The sequence below is a fragment of the Streptomyces sp. NPDC046925 genome, assembly GCF_040644915.1.
Taxonomy (GTDB): Bacteria; Actinomycetota; Actinomycetes; order Streptomycetales; family Streptomycetaceae; genus Streptomyces.
This window is the reverse complement of record NZ_JBEYWZ010000016.1, coordinates 1-15,072: the sequence shown is the minus strand read 5'-3', so window position 1 is coordinate 15,072 and position 15,072 is coordinate 1. Positions and strand designations below refer to the sequence as shown.

Here is a 15,072-nt window from a genome sequence, read left to right as displayed (position 1 = left end):
GATCTCTATCACAGCGTAGATCGTTTAGGCCCCGGGCAGCCTGCTAGCGCAGTTGATCGATCAACCGAACATACGCTCGCACGCTGGGTGCAGGGGGGACCCCGTGCGTCTTTCTAGGAGAACGCGCATGCCGCAGGACGTCCGGTTCGACCTCCCCTTCACCACCCCCGTCAGCGAGCATCTCGACTACGCCCGCGAGCAGCATCTGCGCTGGGTGAAGGACATGGGTCTGGTACGAAGTCAGGCCGGGTTCGACGAATACGAGAGTTGGGATCTGCCGCAGGCCGCCATACGCACGTATCCGCACGCGTCGGCCGACGACATGGTCGTCCTGATGAACTGGTTCTCCCTGGCCTTCCTCTTCGACGACCAGTTCGACACCGGGCGGCCCGACCGCGCCGACCGCATCGCGGAGGTCGCCCGCGAGCTCATCGCGACGCCGCTGCGTCCCGCCGGGAGCGAGCCCCGCGTCATCTGCCCCATCACCGTGGCCTGGGCGCAGGTGTGGGCGCAGCTGGCCGACGGCATGTCGCTCGCCTGGCGCTCACGGTTCGCCGCGTCCTGGGGACGGTTCCTGGTCGCGCACTCCGAGGAGGTCGACCTGGCCGCGCGGGGCACCGCCCTGGGCCTCGACGCGTACACCGAGTTCCGGCGCCGTACCGTCGGCATCCATCACAGCATCGACGCCGGTGAGCGCAGCCGCCGCTTCGAGGTGCCCGCGCAGGTTCAGGCGCATCCGGTGATGATCGGGCTGCGGGACGCCGCGGCGGACACCATCGGCTTCATGAACGACATCCACTCCTTCGAGCGCGAGAAGCGCCGCGGGGACGGGCACAACCTCATCACCGTGCTGCGCCACGAACGCGGCTGCTCCTGGGAGGAGGCCGCCGCCGAGGCGATCAGGATGACCACGGAGCGGCTGCGGGACTATCTGGAGTTCGAGGGCCGGGTGCCCGCCATGTGCGACGAGCTCGGCCTCTCGGAGCAGGAGCGCGATCTGGTGCGGATGGGTGTGGAGGCCGCGCGGCACTGGATCAACGGGAACTACGAGTGGGCGCTGGTCACCGGCCGGTACGCGGCGGTGAAGGACAGCCCGGCGGCCGCGGCCGAGGAGCAGGGGCGCGGCTCGCTCGACGATCTGCTGTCCGTCTGAGGCGGTCCTGCGGGCCGGAGCGCGCGATGCGCTCCGGCCCGCGGGTCAGGCCGCCGCGCTCTGCGGCGTGAACTCCACCGGAAGCCGGTCCAGGCGCGCTTCCCACGTGGACGCGGTGGACGTCAGCTCCTCGGGCGCGACCGCGAGGCGCAGCCCGGAGAGCCGGTGCAGCAGGACGCTGACGGACGTCTCGATGATGCCCTGGCCGATCCCCTGCCCCGGGCATTCGTGCGCGCCGCCGCTGAAGGCGAGGTGCGCCTGGTTGCCGTGCAGGTCGGTGGAGGCGTCCGGCCTGATCTCCGGGTCGAGGTTGCCCGCGGCGAGACCGGGGACGATCAGGTCGCCCTCCTTGATCTGCCGCCCGCCGAGCTCCAGGTCGGCCGTGGCGAACCGTCCCGGCAGGACGGCGAGCGGCGGGGTGTTCCACATGACCTCGCCCACCACGGCGGACATGTTGAGCTGGCCGCTCACCAGGCCCGCCATGTGCGAGGGGTGCGTGAGCACGGACTGCAGGACCCGGGCCAGCAGGTTGCTGGTGGTGGTGTGGGCCGTGATCAGGACCAGGCGCAGATGGTTCAGGACCTCGTCGTCGTCGAGACCGGCCCCGTGCCCCAGGAGCCCGGTCGTGAAGTCGGCGCCCGGCTCGGTGTGCTTGCGCTCGGCGAGCGCCTGGAGGATCTGCATGATGCGGTCGTTGTGCGCCACGGCGTCCGCGCCGCCCTTGAGGACCTGTGCGCAGGACTCGGCGAGCCGGCGCCCCTCCCGCTCGGGCAGGCCGAAGAGGCGGGTCAGGACCAGCATCGGAAGGTACTCGGCGTACTGCCCGACGAGGTCCGCGCTGCCCTCTTCGGCGAAGGCGTCGATCTGCTTGTTGGCGAAGTGCGTGACGTGCCGTTTGACGCCGCGGTCCGCCAGGGCCTGGAGGTTGTCCGTGACCGCGCCGCGCAGCCGCCGGTGCGGCTCCCCGTCCTGGGAGACGCAGTCGGGGCGCCAGCCGAGCATCGGGATCAGGGGCGAGGCGTCCTCGACGCGGCCCTCCTTCCAGTCCCGCCAGATCCGCGAGTCGCGGGCGAACTGACGCGGGTTCTCCAGGACCCGCCGGTTCTCGCGGTAGCCGAGGATCAGCCAGGCCGGTACGTCGCCTTCGAGGAGTACGGGGGCCACCGTGCCGTGCTGCTTGCGCAGCCGGTCGTAGATGCCCCGCTGCTCCCTGGCCACGTCCTGCCCGTACAGCCGTGCGGCCCCGTCCGGTCCGCCGTGCCCGACCGGGCAGCCTCCGGAGGCCTGCGGCGCGGGAGTGGTCATCGGGCGGCCTCCAGGGCGGCGGTGGAGCGTTCCTTCAGATGACGGATCAGGGCGATGAGCACGTCGCGGCTCGACTCCCGGTCCCTGGCGTCGCAGGCGACGACCGGGGTGTGCTCGGGGATGTCCAGGGCGTCCCGTATCTCCTCGACGGGGTGGTTCTGCGAGTCCGGGAAGACGTTGAGGGCGATGACGAAGGGCACGCCCTGGCGTTCCATCTCCTCGATCGCCCGGAAGCTGGACGCCAGACGCCGCGTGTCCACCAGGACCACGGCTCCCAGGGCGCCCTTGAACAGGCCGTTCCACAGGAACCAGAAGCGCTCCTGGCCCGGTGTGCCGAACAGGTAGAGCACGAGCTGTTCGTTGAGGCCGATCCGCCCGAAGTCGAGGCTGACGGTGGTCTCGTTCTTGTCGGCGACCCCGATGAGGTGGTCGACGTCGATGCTCGCCTGGGTGAGGGTCTCCTCGGTGGTGAGCGGCTTGATGTCGCTCACGGAGCGGACCATGGTGGTCTTGCCGGTGCCGAAGCCCCCGGCGATCATCACCTTGACCGAGCGGCTCTCGGCGGGCAGGGAGCCCGCTGAGGTCGGCTGGTCCGGACGGTCAAAGCCTTTGTAGTCCACTGAGTACCTCCTCAAGGAGCGCGAGGTCCGCCCCATGGCCGGGTGTGGAAGCCGGGATGGGATCGCGGGCGTCCACCTGGCCTGCTTCCAGCAGGTCGGCGAGGAGCACCGCGATGATGTTGAACGGCAGTCCGAGATGGGCGCCGAGCTCGGCGACCGACAGCGGATCGCGGCACCGGCGCACGATTTCCTCGTGCTCGTGCTGCATGCCGGGAGCGGGGGCCGAGCGGGAGACGATGAGGGTCGCCACGTCGAGGCCGGCGGCCGGCCCGCCGGGACCACTGCGACCGCCGGTGAGCACGTAGTAGCGCTCGAGACCGGACGGGTCCGTGGGCCGTGGGGGGCCGGACCGGTGGGGGCCGCTCATCCAGGCTGCTCCTCCTGCCGCGCAGTGGTGCCAAGGAGCTCACCCATCCTGCGGGACAGATCTCTCATCTGGTGTCCGAGCAGCCCCTGGTCGAGCCCTTCCCTGGCGAGGACCCCGAGGTACGTCTCCACTCCGGCCCGCACCACGAACAGGTGCCCGCCGTCGACCTCGATCATCGCCAGGCGCAACTGGCCGCCGTACTTGGGGAATTGGGCCGCCACGGGCTGGGCGAGCGCCTGGAGGCCCGCGACCACCGCGGCGAAGCGGTCCACGTCGTCCGGGTCGTCGGCTCCGTACGAGGTGATGGCCTTGCCGTCGCTCGACGCGACGAGGGCGAAGCGGATCTCCTTGATGCTCTCGGTCAGGTCACGGAGCGCCCAGCTCACGTCGGTTTCGTGTTGCGTCATGTGGCTAGTCGCTCTCTTCGGTGCGGGGCTCGTCGGTCTCTCGTCCGGCGGTGGCGAAGGCCGCCATGCCGGTGAAGGACGCGTCCGGCGGCACGACGGGCGCCGCGTGCGTGCCCGTGGTGGCCGCCGGCTCGGTGTCGGCCCCTGTCGGGGACTCGGTGCGCTTGCTCCTGCGCCGGGGCAGGCCGCCGGGCGTGACGTCGTCGGCAGGTGCCGGGGCCGCCGGGGCTGCGGGCGGCTCCGTGCGAGGGGCCGCTTCCACCGCGGGGGTCTCCGTCCGTGCCGCTCGGTCCGGTGCCGTCACGGGGGCGGCGGGCAGCTGGCTGAAGTATTTGTGCGGTACGACGACGACCACCGAGGTGCCGAGCCAGGGCGAGTCGGCGAAGGTGACCCTGATGCCGTACTTGCGGGCGAGGGTGCCGACCACGCGCAGGCCCAGGTGTGCGTCCTCCGAGAGTCCGCCGAGGCCGGGGCCCGCGGCGACACCTTCGAGCGACTGCAAGGCCTGCTGCTTCTTCTCTTCGGTCAGGCCCTTGCCGGCGTCCTGGATCTCGATGCCGACGCCGTTGGGCACCTCCTTGCCGGACACGACGACCGGCTCGGTGGGCGGCGAGTAGCGTGCCGCGTTATCCAGGAGGTGGGCGAAGACCAGCGTGAGGTGGTCCACCAGACCGCCGTCGACGCCGAGTTCGGGCAGCTGGCGCACCTGGATGCGGTCGAAGTCCTTGATGCGGCCGATGCCGCCGCGCACGACGCTGAGCAGGCGCTGCGGCTCCTGCCACTGGCGTCCCGGACGGTCCGTGCCGCCGAGCACGCCGATGCTCGCGGCCAGACAGTCGGCGGGGCCGATCGCCTGGTCGAGCTCCATCAGGCCCCTGGCGACGGCCGGGGTCCTGCCGTGCTCGCCCTGCATCTCGTGCAGCCGCCCGCGGATCTTTCCGGTGAGCACGTGGATGCGGCTGCCGATGCTGATCACGGCGTGCTCGGCCGACGTGCTGCGGTTGAACTCCTCCTCGACGGCGATCAGGGCGGTGCGCAGGGCCCTGCGCACTTCGAGCCTGAACTCCGGTGTGATCTCGGTCTCCTCCTCGAGGGCGAGCGGCAGGAGGTCCTCGATCGCCTCGCCGCCGCGCAGGCCCTCGAAGGCCTGCGGCAGGAACTCGTCCGCCAGGCGGGCCACCAGGGCCTGCTGCCGGTCGAGGCGCCACTGCCAGGCCTTGGCCTCGTCGATCTGGTGGGCCTCGAAGGCGGTGCGCTCGTCCTCGAACCGCCGCTCGAGGGCGGCGACATGCTGCTGCCACTGCTGGGAGTGGTTCAGCTGTGCGGTGTGCGCCTCAGCGGCCGTGCGGCGCAGTTCCTGCCGTGCGCGCAGCAGGAAGCGGACACACGCGGTGGCGGCCGCCGTGGCCGCGAGGCCCGCGACCGCTGTGGGTATTCGGGCCGGGTCGGAGCCGGCGGCCAGGGTGGCGACGCTGCCGCCGCCGAGACCGACCGGCAACAGCCACCAGCTGTGCCAGGCCGCGGGTGCCCGGGCTGCCGCCGACGGCGGAGTGGCAAGTTCCATCTGCATCCTCAAACCAACGCGATCGAAGAGTGGACAACCCAACCAAGGGGCCGCACCCATCGCATCTCGGTACCGCCTCAGACGGCGGCACCCCCCTCGATCACCTGCGTGATCCCCCGTACGACAGCGCGACAGCGCCGTGGTGCGCGACAGACTGAGATCGCGTCAACTCGCGGCGCTGCAGCGGAGCTTATCTGGTGCGGAGGGTTGTTGATCAACCCGGCAGGTCACGGGAGGCGGGCGGTGGATGATCTTCAGCCAGGAGCACGGAAGGTGGCCGGAACCAGTGGTTCCTTTCCCTGCGCCGCCACCCGTGCCCCTGGCTGTCCCCCCTACCCGTCCCACAGATCCTCGTGCCGGCGATGCGCCGGCGTCAGACCGCGGACGAAGAACCTGTCGTAGTACTCGTTCTCCACGTGGTGCGCCTGGAGCCAGACTCCGGGGACGTGGATCGCGTCCGTGTGCGCGGGGAAGCGGCGGTGCGTCCGCAGGATGTACGCGCAGATGTCGCGGGCGCACTCGACCACCCGCTCCTCGTACTCGCTCGCCTCGGCCAGGTAGCGCCTGCCGTAGTCCTCGCGGTAGATGCGGCTGAAGACGTCCTTGTCTCCGTAGACGCCGCCGGGGCCGAACTTCTCGCGGATCACCGCGTCCACCGCGTCCGACATCGACGCGAACGCGGGCGGACAGGTCGCCGAGATCAGCGGTTCGCCGTCCGGTCCCCGCAGGCCCACCGGGTGCGAGCGCACATTCGCGTACTTGGGCAGCGGGATGTGCCAGCGCCAGATGTCGGCCGGGCGCCAGCGCGGGGTGACGAAGGTGAAGCCGAGCATCCTGCCGTAGACGCGGGAGAACTTCGGGTCGCCCAGGGCGATCTGCGGGTTGACGGACGCATGGATCCAGGCGCCCAGGCCCATCGCCTCGGCCACCAGCATCAGGTTCTGGAGCAGCAGGTCCGCCTCGATCTGGGTGCGCAGCGGGCCGAGCGAACCCAGCGGCAGCTTCAGTTTCCCGTTCAGGAAGCCGTTCTTGACCCACTTGCGCACGCCCGCCGGACGGTAGAAGTTCCGGTCGTCCACCAGCGTGGGCCGCGCCCCGTCCGGCTGCGTGAGCAGGTACATCAGGGCGTTGATGTACTGGTGGGACAGGTCCACCACCGGGAAGAGGACCGTCGTGCCCGGCAGGTTGGACAGGAAGCGGTTCGAGTCCAGGTAGGCGGGGAAGTCCCGCAGCCCCTGCGCCACGTCGAGACGGTGGTCCAGGACCTTGACCTTGGCCTCCCGTGCGCGGGCGGTCAGGGTCGGGCCGTCGAAGGGCTCCTCCGGCGCAGGGGGCAGTTTCCTCAGGTAGTACGTGCCGGTGTCGTTGATCAGGAAGAAGTGCGTGCCCTGGGCGTTGTCGGGGCTGCCCGCCGTGCGTCCGGCCATGGTCAGGTTCGGCTTCGCCATGATCGGTTTGCCGTTGCGCGGGTCGTCGAAGGGGCGGTCCGGCATCGTGAGCCCCGTGCAGCCGGTGAGGGCGATCAGGACCGCCTCCTCCAGCTCCGAGAGCGGCAGCGGCTCCTCCTTGGACACGTAACTCATCGATCCGGCGGGGACGCCGGCGCCGCGGCTCACCCGGTGGGTGCGGCGGCGCCAGACCGTCTCCAGGAGCGGTCGTACGAAGAGGTCGGCGAGGCCGGGGTGGTGCCCGTCCGCCCGGTCGTCGGGCCCGCCGGGGCCGCCGGGGCCGCCGGGGCCGCCGCCGTCAGTCCGCGGCATCCGTGCCTCCGTTCCGCATCGGCTGCACCTGCCTCCACGGTGCGAAGGCGCTCGCGCCGCGCGGCAGCAGACCCGCGAGGTCCGGGGCGTGCCGCTGGATCACGGACTTCATGCCGCCCCTCTCCACCCAGTCGATGCCGAGCGGGGTGTAGATCTCGGGGCGGTAGTCGACGGTCAGGAAGCGGTCGCTCTGCAGGCGCCGCGTGGCCATCAGGATGAAGACGCGGAAGGCCGTGTCGCTGAAGCCGAAGCCGGTCGGCGGGTTCTCGGCGAACAGGCCGACCACGGTGTCGATCTCGTCGACCGAGTCGTAGACGTCCCTCAGGCGCGCGACGGTCTCGGGGTCCTGGCTCAGGTCCTCGAAGCGGCTGATGCGCGGCTTGTGCAGGCCCGCGCGGAAGTCGTTGTAACGCGGCACGCCCCGCCTGCGGGTGCGCACGAGGTCGACCACCGACAGGTCGATGATCTCGCCGTCGCGCTCGAAGCGCTGGAGCGCGCGCGGGAAGTTGTTCAGGGTGATCGCGCCGGGGTGGGCGATGCCGAACGAGTAGAGGGTGTCGGCCAGGCCCGTCTTGCGGATGGCGGCCTCGGCGGCGCCGCCCTGGATGTCGAGGAAGCCGAGGGTCTCCAGGGGCTGCCCGAAGTGGTGCTCGCGCATCACGTAGTCGTCGGGGATCAGCGGGTGCATCCGGTAGACGGTGACGAAGTCCTCGGTGAGGGAGTACGGCACCGCGTGGTGGTCCGGCAGCGTCTTGGAGATGCCGGTCAGCGCGTGGGACTCCAGGAGCCACAGGCCGAGCTTGTTCAGCCAATTGTCCGGCGGGCCCTCCCAGTTGGTGTGCAGACCGAGGTCGATGGCCTTGGTGGCGAGGATCGCCGGGGTCCACTCCACCGTGTGGATCTTGGCGATGAGGGCGGAGACGACCAGACGTGCCGTGTGGTAGATGCTGTCCTCGCTCATCGCGGGGTACTCGTGCCGCAGCGCCGCGCAGACCGCGTTGTGCTCGCGGGCGAAGAGGGTGTGCATCGCGCTGAGGCCGAGCCACCAGCTCTCGCTGAAGCCGGTGAGCGGGATGCCGTTCTGGCCGACGGGCAGGTGCCCGTCCTCCAGGCGCAGGTCGGCGCTGCCGCCGGCCTCGCGCAGGAACCTCGCGGTGCCCTCGTCCGCGCCGTACACCTCCGAGCCGTCCCACCAGTGCGACGCGGAGTTGGCGAAGAGGATCGGCGGCTGGTTGCCGGGGACCTCGATGCCCTTGTTCTCGGCGAAGCGCATCACGTTCTCGGCGGGCCCGCCGGGGGTGTTGTACCAGGTGCTGCCGGGCGGCAGCGGAACCTCGACGGCCTTGCCGCCGACGGGATAGCGGCGGTGGTTGACCCAGTCGTGGACCTGGAACTGGATCCAGGCCGCGGCCAGGATGTTCAGCGAGGTCGCGGGCACGAAGGTCTCGCGCTGCAGGAGCGTGCGGCTGACGGTGACCGGGTTCGGGGTGTCGAAGAGGTCGGGCCGGTAGTCCGGCTTGAGGTTGCGTCCGAAGGCCGCGCCCACGGCGCCCATGGAAGGCGCGGAGAGGTCGTTGTACGACCCGTCGTACGACCGGGAGGTGCGCAGCCGCTCGTCGACCGGCGCCGGTACGGGCACGGCCTTCGGCGGTGCCTCGGGCAGATCGGTGTCGATGAGGTTGAGGCGCCTGAGCACCTTGCGCAGGAAGACCAGGTTCAGCAGGCTCGCCTCCAACGGCAGCCTGTACCACGGCACATAGCGGTTGAGGGCGCCGAAGAACCGGCCGACCGGGATGCCGAGGACGGTGTTGCGCAGCGGCTCCGCGGTGGTGAAGCGCAGGCCCTTGCGGTGGGCGGCGCTCGCTTCGTACGCGGCCTTGCGGGCGCGGTTGAGATTGCCGAGGGGGCGGAACTCCCCGGTCGTGTACCAGGGGTTGAAGGCGAGCTCCTCGACCCGCCCGGCCGCCGCCATGGCCTCGACGGTCGCCAGGTCCTGGCGCGGCACGGTGAGGCGCGCGACGGGCACGGCGGGCGTGATGTTGTCCTTCCACTCCACGGAGCCGTCCTCGACGGGCGTGCGCTTCTCGTCGACGTACCGCTGGACGCACAGGTCGAAGGCGACGTCCGCGGTGACGAGCCGGTGCGCGAGTTCGCGGTGGAGGAAGCCGGGGTCGCGACGCTCGGGCTTCGGCTCGGGCGCACTGCCCACGACGGGGCGCAGGAGGTAGCGCACCGGGCCTGCCTGGCCCCAGAGGATGGCGCCGCGGCTCCAGTACGTCTCCCTGGCGAGGCTGTTGACCGTGTGCCGGGTCGCGGACTGGATGTTGCGCCGCATCCGGGTCGCGGTGGAGAGGCCGACGGCCAGCGGGAGCTTCACGAACAGGCCGAACGCCTTCTGCACCGGGCTCGTGGCGCCCGCCATGGCCTTGGCGAAGGCGACGAACTCACGGGCGTCACGGGCGTGCGACACCGGGAAGTTGGTGGCGAGCAGGTCGTGGCTCTCCTCGTCCGACACCGCCACGCGCACGGCGACGCCGCGCAGGTCGGCCGCGGCGTCGGGCTGCCGGGTGCCGCTCGCGTTGGAGAGCCGGACGGTCGCCGGATATTCGGCGCCGGGCTGGGCGAAGCCGCAGCGCAGGGCCTCGGGCAGGTCGTCGTTGAAGGTGAGGCGGGCGTTCTCCACGCCGAGCGCGGGTTTCGCGTGCTGGGTGCGCGCGAGGGAACCGGCGCCTCCCGCGCGCCGGTTCCGCTCCTGGACCTTCATGATCTCGCGGGCCAGGCGCTCGAAGAGGCGGTGCTCCGCCTCGGGGCTGCCGCCCGCGTAGCGCTCGTAGGTCTGCTCGTACTCTCCGGTGTCGGCCATCAGGCTCTTCCTTCGCGCGCAGGCGTACGGGACGGATAGGCCCTAGGACGCTAGTGGCGGTGAGGGGTGGCCGCAGCGTGGGTTCTCGCCTATGTGCGGGGGGCGGTCCGTACGTCGAACAGGCAGGCAAGGCGGGGTATTTGGGCCCGTCGGGCGTACCCGGGCGTTCGAGCGGCGCCGGTCGGCTGATCGTTCCGGTGTCCCTCCCGGGGTCTCCTCTCACAGCAACCCCGGGGGGCCGAGCGCGCCGGTGGCCGGTCCGTGACGGGTGGGCCGGGACCCGGCGCGCGTGAGTTGACTGCGGGCCGGGCCGGTGGTGTGCTCGCAACTCCGTCGCCGCCACCGCCCGTTCCGGGGGAAGCCATGCGGGACCTGCACGCCAAGGCACCGTCCTTCACCGATCTGCGCCCCTACAAGGACGTCACCACAACCGGCCCCGCGGTGGGCTTCCCCGTCTATCCGGACCTGGTGGAGCGGCTGCTCGCGAACAAGACCCAGCCCGATCCGGAGGGTGTCGTCCCGCACGCCCTGGCGACCTGCGCGGCGTACGCGTACGCCGGTACTCCCGAGAACGCCGACCCGCAGACGCTCGCCATGATCATGGCGCGGCTCGGCCTCGAGGAGAACCGCTGCCGGGTCTTCGAGCAGCGGGTGAGCGCGCTCTACATCGCGTCGGCGGCGTATCTCCTCCAGGACAAGGACCGGCGGGTGGTGATCCTCTGCTACCGCGGCACGCAGCCCGAGGACATCATCAGCATCCTCACCGACGCCGACGTACGGCCCGAGACGCTCCGTGTCGACCTCGGGGGCGAGCGGTACGACGTGCACGCGGGCTTCTACCGGAACATGCGGGCGTCGCGGTACCTCGTCATGCAGGCCCTGGAGCGTGCGCTGCGCGGCGAGTCGGTCAACCCCGACGAGCAGGGCACCGTGGGCGAGGGGATGGAGGCGCTCTACATCACGGGGCACAGCCTCGGCGGTGCGATGGCGGCGCTGATGGGCGTCGTGCTGACCCACGAGCCGCGCTATGCGGCCGTCGCGGAACGCCTGAAGGCCGTCTACACCTTCGGCCAGCCCATGCTCGGCGGTCCGGAGTTCGCCGCCGCCTGCCAGCGGGCCTGCGACGCGCGGGGCGTGCACGTGCTGCGCGACCGGCTCATCCGCTACATCTACGACCGTGACGTCGTGCCGTCGCTGCCGCCGCGCCCGGTGGGTCCTTACGCGCCCTTCGGCCGCGAGTTCCACTACCGGCGGGACCGGGGCATCGTCGACGGGGCGCTCACGCTCGCGGCCGACGCGCTGATCGAGGCGCTTTCACTGCCGGGCGATCTGCTCGGCGGGCGGCTGCGGGCCACGGCCGGGCGCCGGGCGAAGGGGGTGGGGCGGGCCCTGGCCGATCTGGTGCGGGGGCCGGGACGTAAGCCGGGCTGGGTGGAGGTGCGCGATCCGGCGCCGCGCTATCCGCAGATGGACAGCCTGGCGGGGCTCGCGGTGGTGGCGCCGCTCGCGTTCTTCGCCGCCCGGCTCGCGCTGACCCGGGGCGTGCCGTTCGCGTACTCCTTCGAGGACCACGGGCCGGGGCACTACGTGAACGCGCTGGCTCCGCCGGGGGTCATGAGCGAGTACGGGGACATCCGCTGACGCCCGCCGGGCGGGCTAGTCGATGAAGGCGCCGTCGACGTACACCCAGGCCCCGTCGAGCCGCTCGAAGCGGCTGCGCTCGTGCAGGGACTCCTTGCGGCCCCCGTCGGTGTAGCGGGCCCGGAACTCGACCGTGCCGGTGGTGTGGAACGCGGTGCCGTCGGCGGTGTCCAGGATCTCCAGGCCGACCCAGCGGAGCCCCGGGTCGAACTCCACGCGCGGCGGCCGGGTGCGCGGGTGCCAGGTGCGCAGGAGGTACGCCTCGTCCTGGACGGCGAAGGCGCAGTAGCGGGAGCGCATCAGCTCCTCGGGCACGGCGGCCACGGCCTCACCCCGGTGCAGCCGCCCACAGCACTTCTCGTACGGCTGGGGGTGGCCGCAGGGGCACGAGGTGGTCTGGGGGCGGGGGGTGCGTCGGGACATGCGGGCCATTGTCCCCCGGTTACGGGGCAAGGATGTCCAGCTCGTGCAGCGCCCCCACGGCGATCTCCCGCGTGATGGCCTCCGCGCCGGCCGCATCCCCCTCGCGCACCGCTTCCGCGAGGCGGACGTGCAGGGTGACGGCCGCCGGGTCCGGGTCCTCGAACATGACCTGATGGTGAGTGCGGCCCGCGAGGACCTCCGCGACGACGTCTCCGAGGCGGGCGAACATCTCGTTGCCCGACGCGTTCAGGACGATGCGGTGGAAGTTGATGTCGTGGAAGAGGTAGCCCTCGAGCTGCTGGCCCCGCGAGGTGGCGACCATGCCGAGCGCGCACTCGGTGAGGGCCGCGCACTGCTCGGGGGTGGCGTGCTGGGCGGCGAGCCCCGCGGCCGCGGGTTCGATCGCCGAGCGCAGGACCGTGAGGGAGCGCAGCTGGCGCGGCCGGTCGGCGCCGGCCAGGCGCCACCGGATGACCTGCGGGTCGTACACGTTCCACTCCGCCGTGGGCAGTACGGTCACACCGACCCGGCGCCGGGACTCGACGAGGTGCATCGACTCCAGGACGCGCACCGCTTCCCGTACGACCGAGCGTGAGACCTCGAACCGCTGGGCCAGTTCGTCGGTGCGCAACACGCTGCCCGGCGGGTACTCACCGCCGGTGATGGCGGGCCCGAGGCTTTCCAGTACACGAGCGTGCAGCCCACGGGCCTGTGCGGTCATGACGTCAGGGTATGCGGCGGCCGTCGGGAACAAAAAGTCAGACTTTTGTGTCACAGACTCTTGAATTTGTCAGACCTAATGGGTTTCAGTGACGTGAACGAGCCACGGGTCTCCCCCGTCCCGTGGCTCGTTTCCGGACCGATGTCGAAGAAGACAGCGAGGCAGGACAGCGATGAGCACCCCCCACGTCGTCGTAGTGATGGGCGTGGCAGGAACCGGCAAGACAACGATCGGTCCCCTGCTCGCGGATCGGCTCGGCGTTCCCTACGCCGAGGGCGACGACTTCCACCCCCCGGCGAACATCGCCAAGATGTCGGCCGGGACCCCGCTGACCGACGAAGACCGCTGGCCGTGGCTCGACGCCATCGGCGCCTGGGCCCACGGCAGGGCCGGGCTCGGCGGTGTGGTCAGCAGCTCGGCGCTCAAGCGCAGCTATCGCGACCGGTTGCGGGCCGAGGCTCCCGGCATCGTCTTCGTCCACCTCACCGGCGACCGGGCCCTCATCGAGGACCGGATGTCCCACCGCGAGGGCCACTTCATGCCGACGGCCCTGCTCGACTCGCAGTTCGCCACGCTCCAGCCGCTCGGCGCGGACGAGGCGGGCGTCGCGGTCGACGTCACCGGCGGTCCGGAGGAGATCAGCGAGCGTGCCTTCGAGGCGCTCGGTGATCTCGGCGAGCTCGACCAGTAACGAGCTCGACCAGTAACCCCCAGTACCCCGCACCCCCTCCCCTGACGTACAAGGAAGACACCGTGACCAGTCTCAGCGTTGAGATGCTGGCAGCGGACGCCGCCGAGCCGATCACCTCCGCTGGCCATGCCCAGCTGGGTATCGCCGTCCTCGCGGGCATCGCCGTCATCGTCCTGCTCATCACGAAGTTCAAGCTGCACGCGTTCCTGGCCCTGACCATCGGGTCGCTCGCCCTCGGCGCCTTCGCGGGCGCCCCGCTCGACAAGGCGATCGCCAGCTTCACCGAGGGTCTCGGCGCGACCGTCGCGGGCGTGGGTGTGCTGATCGCTCTCGGCGCGATCCTGGGCAAGCTGCTCGCCGACTCCGGCGGCGCGGACCAGATCGTCGACACGATCCTCGCCAAGGCGGGCGGGCGTTCGATGCCGTGGGCGATGGTCCTGATCGCCTCGGTGATCGGGCTTCCGCTCTTCTTCGAGGTCGGCATCGTGCTGCTGATCCCGGTCGTCCTGATGGTCGCCAAGCGCGGCAACTACTCCCTGATGCGGATCGGCATCCCGGCCCTCGCGGGTCTCTCCGTGATGCACGGTCTGATCCCGCCGCACCCCGGTCCGCTGGTCGCGATCGACGCGGTGGACGCGAACCTGGGCATCACCCTGGCCCTCGGCGTGCTCGTCGCCATTCCTACGGTGATCATCGCCGGGCCCGTCTTCTCGAAGTACGCGGCGAAGTGGGTGGACATCCCCGCTCCCGAGAAGATGATGCCGCAGCGTCCCTCGGAGGACCTGGAGAAGCGTCCCGGATTCGGCGTGACGGTCGCGACGGTACTGCTGCCCGTCGTGATGATGCTGGCCAAGGCCCTGGTCGACATCGTCGTGGACAACCCCGAGCACACCGTGCAGCGGGTCTTCGACGTCATCGGGTCGCCGCTCATCGCGCTGCTCGCGGCGGTCATCGTGGGCATGTTCACCCTGGGCCGTGCGGCCGGGTTCACGAAGGACCGGCTCTCCACCACCGTCGAGAAGTCGCTCGCGCCGATCGCCGGTGTGCTGATGATCGTCGGTGCGGGTGGTGGCTTCAAGCAGACCCTCATCGCCTCGGGTGTCGGCGAGATGGTCCTCGACATCTCCAAGGACTGGTCGATTCCGGCGCTGCTGCTCGCCTGGCTGATCGCCGTGGTGATCCGGCTCGCCACGGGGTCGGCGACGGTGGCCACCATCTCGGCCGCGGGCCTGGTGGCACCGCTGGCCGCGGACATGTCCACCACGCACACGGCGCTGCTCGTGCTGGCCATCGGAGCGGGATCGCTCTTCTTCTCGCACGTGAACGACGCGGGATTCTGGCTGGTGAAGGAGTACTTCGGGATGAGCGTGGGGCAGACCATCAAGACCTGGTCCGTGATGGAGACGATCATCTCCGTCGTCGCGGGCGGTCTGGTGCTGTTGCTTTCGCTTGTCATTTAGGCGGCGCGGGTGGACTTGGGGATCGCGTGTTCCCAGGTGCGCTGGCAGGAGCCGCCCATCACGATCAGGTCGCCGTGACCGAGCGGGCGGCGGATCG

At 70.9% G+C, this 15,072-nt stretch carries 13 protein-coding genes and 1 pseudogene; 4 read left to right on the top strand and 10 right to left on the bottom strand.

All coding sequences use genetic code 11. The annotated features are described in order from the left end of the window. Positions 1–127: 127 nt before the first annotated feature. Positions 128–1,153, top strand: a complete 1,026-nt coding sequence (locus ABZ906_RS39910) for a 7-epi-alpha-eudesmol synthase (protein WP_361200986.1) — start codon at positions 128–130, stop codon at positions 1,151–1,153. Positions 1,154–1,198: 45 nt separating this feature from the next. On the opposite strand, the gene ABZ906_RS39905 is transcribed toward ABZ906_RS39910, so the two are convergent. From ABZ906_RS39905 to ABZ906_RS39875, 7 genes are all read right to left on the bottom strand, one after another. Next, positions 1,199–2,458: a cytochrome P450 gene (locus ABZ906_RS39905; RefSeq protein WP_361391196.1), complete on the bottom strand. Its 1,260-nt coding sequence runs from the start codon at positions 2,456–2,458 to the stop codon at positions 1,199–1,201. Then, positions 2,455–3,078 (bottom strand): ATP/GTP-binding protein, encoded by a 624-nt coding sequence (locus ABZ906_RS39900; protein ID WP_361200982.1) that lies wholly within the window; start codon positions 3,076–3,078, stop codon positions 2,455–2,457. Before ABZ906_RS39900 ends, ABZ906_RS39905 begins: the two co-directional genes overlap by 4 nt. Continuing rightward, positions 3,059–3,445 carry a DUF742 domain-containing protein gene (locus ABZ906_RS39895; protein ID WP_361200980.1) on the bottom strand — a complete coding sequence of 129 codons (387 nt, stop codon included), beginning with the start codon at positions 3,443–3,445 and terminating at the stop codon, positions 3,059–3,061. The genes ABZ906_RS39900 and ABZ906_RS39895 overlap by 20 nt, the downstream gene beginning before the upstream one ends. After that, complete coding sequence (locus ABZ906_RS39890; RefSeq protein ID WP_361200978.1) at positions 3,442–3,852, bottom strand: roadblock/LC7 domain-containing protein; 411 nt, start codon at positions 3,850–3,852, stop codon at positions 3,442–3,444. Before ABZ906_RS39890 ends, ABZ906_RS39895 begins: the two co-directional genes overlap by 4 nt. 4 nt (positions 3,853–3,856) lie before the next feature. Next, positions 3,857–5,416 carry an ATP-binding protein gene (locus tag ABZ906_RS39885; RefSeq protein WP_361391193.1) on the bottom strand — a complete coding sequence of 520 codons (1,560 nt, stop codon included), beginning with the start codon at positions 5,414–5,416 and terminating at the stop codon, positions 3,857–3,859. Positions 5,417–5,748: 332 nt separating this feature from the next. Continuing rightward, on the bottom strand, positions 5,749–7,176 hold the full coding sequence (locus ABZ906_RS39880) for a hypothetical protein (RefSeq protein ID WP_361391190.1): 1,428 nt from the start codon (positions 7,174–7,176) through the stop codon (positions 5,749–5,751). Continuing rightward, the gene (locus tag ABZ906_RS39875) at positions 7,163–10,039 is read right to left on the bottom strand and encodes a peroxidase family protein (protein WP_361391187.1); all 2,877 of its coding nucleotides are present in this window, start codon (positions 10,037–10,039) and stop codon (positions 7,163–7,165) included. Before ABZ906_RS39875 ends, ABZ906_RS39880 begins: the two co-directional genes overlap by 14 nt. 363 nt (positions 10,040–10,402) lie before the next feature. On the opposite strand from ABZ906_RS39875, the gene ABZ906_RS39870 reads away from it, so the two are divergent. Continuing rightward, entirely contained in the window at positions 10,403–11,680 is a 1,278-nt protein-coding gene (locus ABZ906_RS39870; protein WP_361391184.1) for a lipase family protein, read from the top strand. A 15-nt stretch (positions 11,681–11,695) separates the two neighbouring features. Here ABZ906_RS39870 and ABZ906_RS39865 read toward each other — a convergent pair whose 3' ends face one another. Both ABZ906_RS39865 and ABZ906_RS39860 read right to left on the bottom strand, forming a co-directional pair. Further along, positions 11,696–12,103, bottom strand: a complete 408-nt coding sequence (locus ABZ906_RS39865; RefSeq protein WP_361391181.1) for a YchJ family protein — start codon at positions 12,101–12,103, stop codon at positions 11,696–11,698. Between the two features lie 19 nt (positions 12,104–12,122). After that, positions 12,123–12,824, bottom strand: coding sequence for an FCD domain-containing protein (locus ABZ906_RS39860; protein WP_361200966.1), 702 nt, complete (start codon positions 12,822–12,824; stop codon positions 12,123–12,125). 172 nt (positions 12,825–12,996) lie between these two features. Between ABZ906_RS39860 and ABZ906_RS39855 the strand changes: the two genes are divergently transcribed. Together ABZ906_RS39855 and ABZ906_RS39850 are read left to right on the top strand one after the other, a co-directional pair. Next, the gene (locus ABZ906_RS39855; protein WP_361200964.1) at positions 12,997–13,515 is read left to right on the top strand and encodes a gluconokinase; all 519 of its coding nucleotides are present in this window, start codon (positions 12,997–12,999) and stop codon (positions 13,513–13,515) included. A 62-nt stretch (positions 13,516–13,577) separates the two neighbouring features. After that, positions 13,578–14,975, top strand: coding sequence for a gluconate:H+ symporter (locus tag ABZ906_RS39850; protein WP_361200962.1), 1,398 nt, complete (start codon positions 13,578–13,580; stop codon positions 14,973–14,975). On the opposite strand, the pseudogene ABZ906_RS39845 reads toward ABZ906_RS39850, so the two are convergent. Continuing rightward, positions 14,972–15,072 (bottom strand): annotated as a pseudogene (locus ABZ906_RS39845) (alpha-ketoglutarate-dependent dioxygenase AlkB); the annotation flags it as partial. The gene ABZ906_RS39850 and the pseudogene ABZ906_RS39845 sit on opposite strands and share 4 nt — an antisense overlap.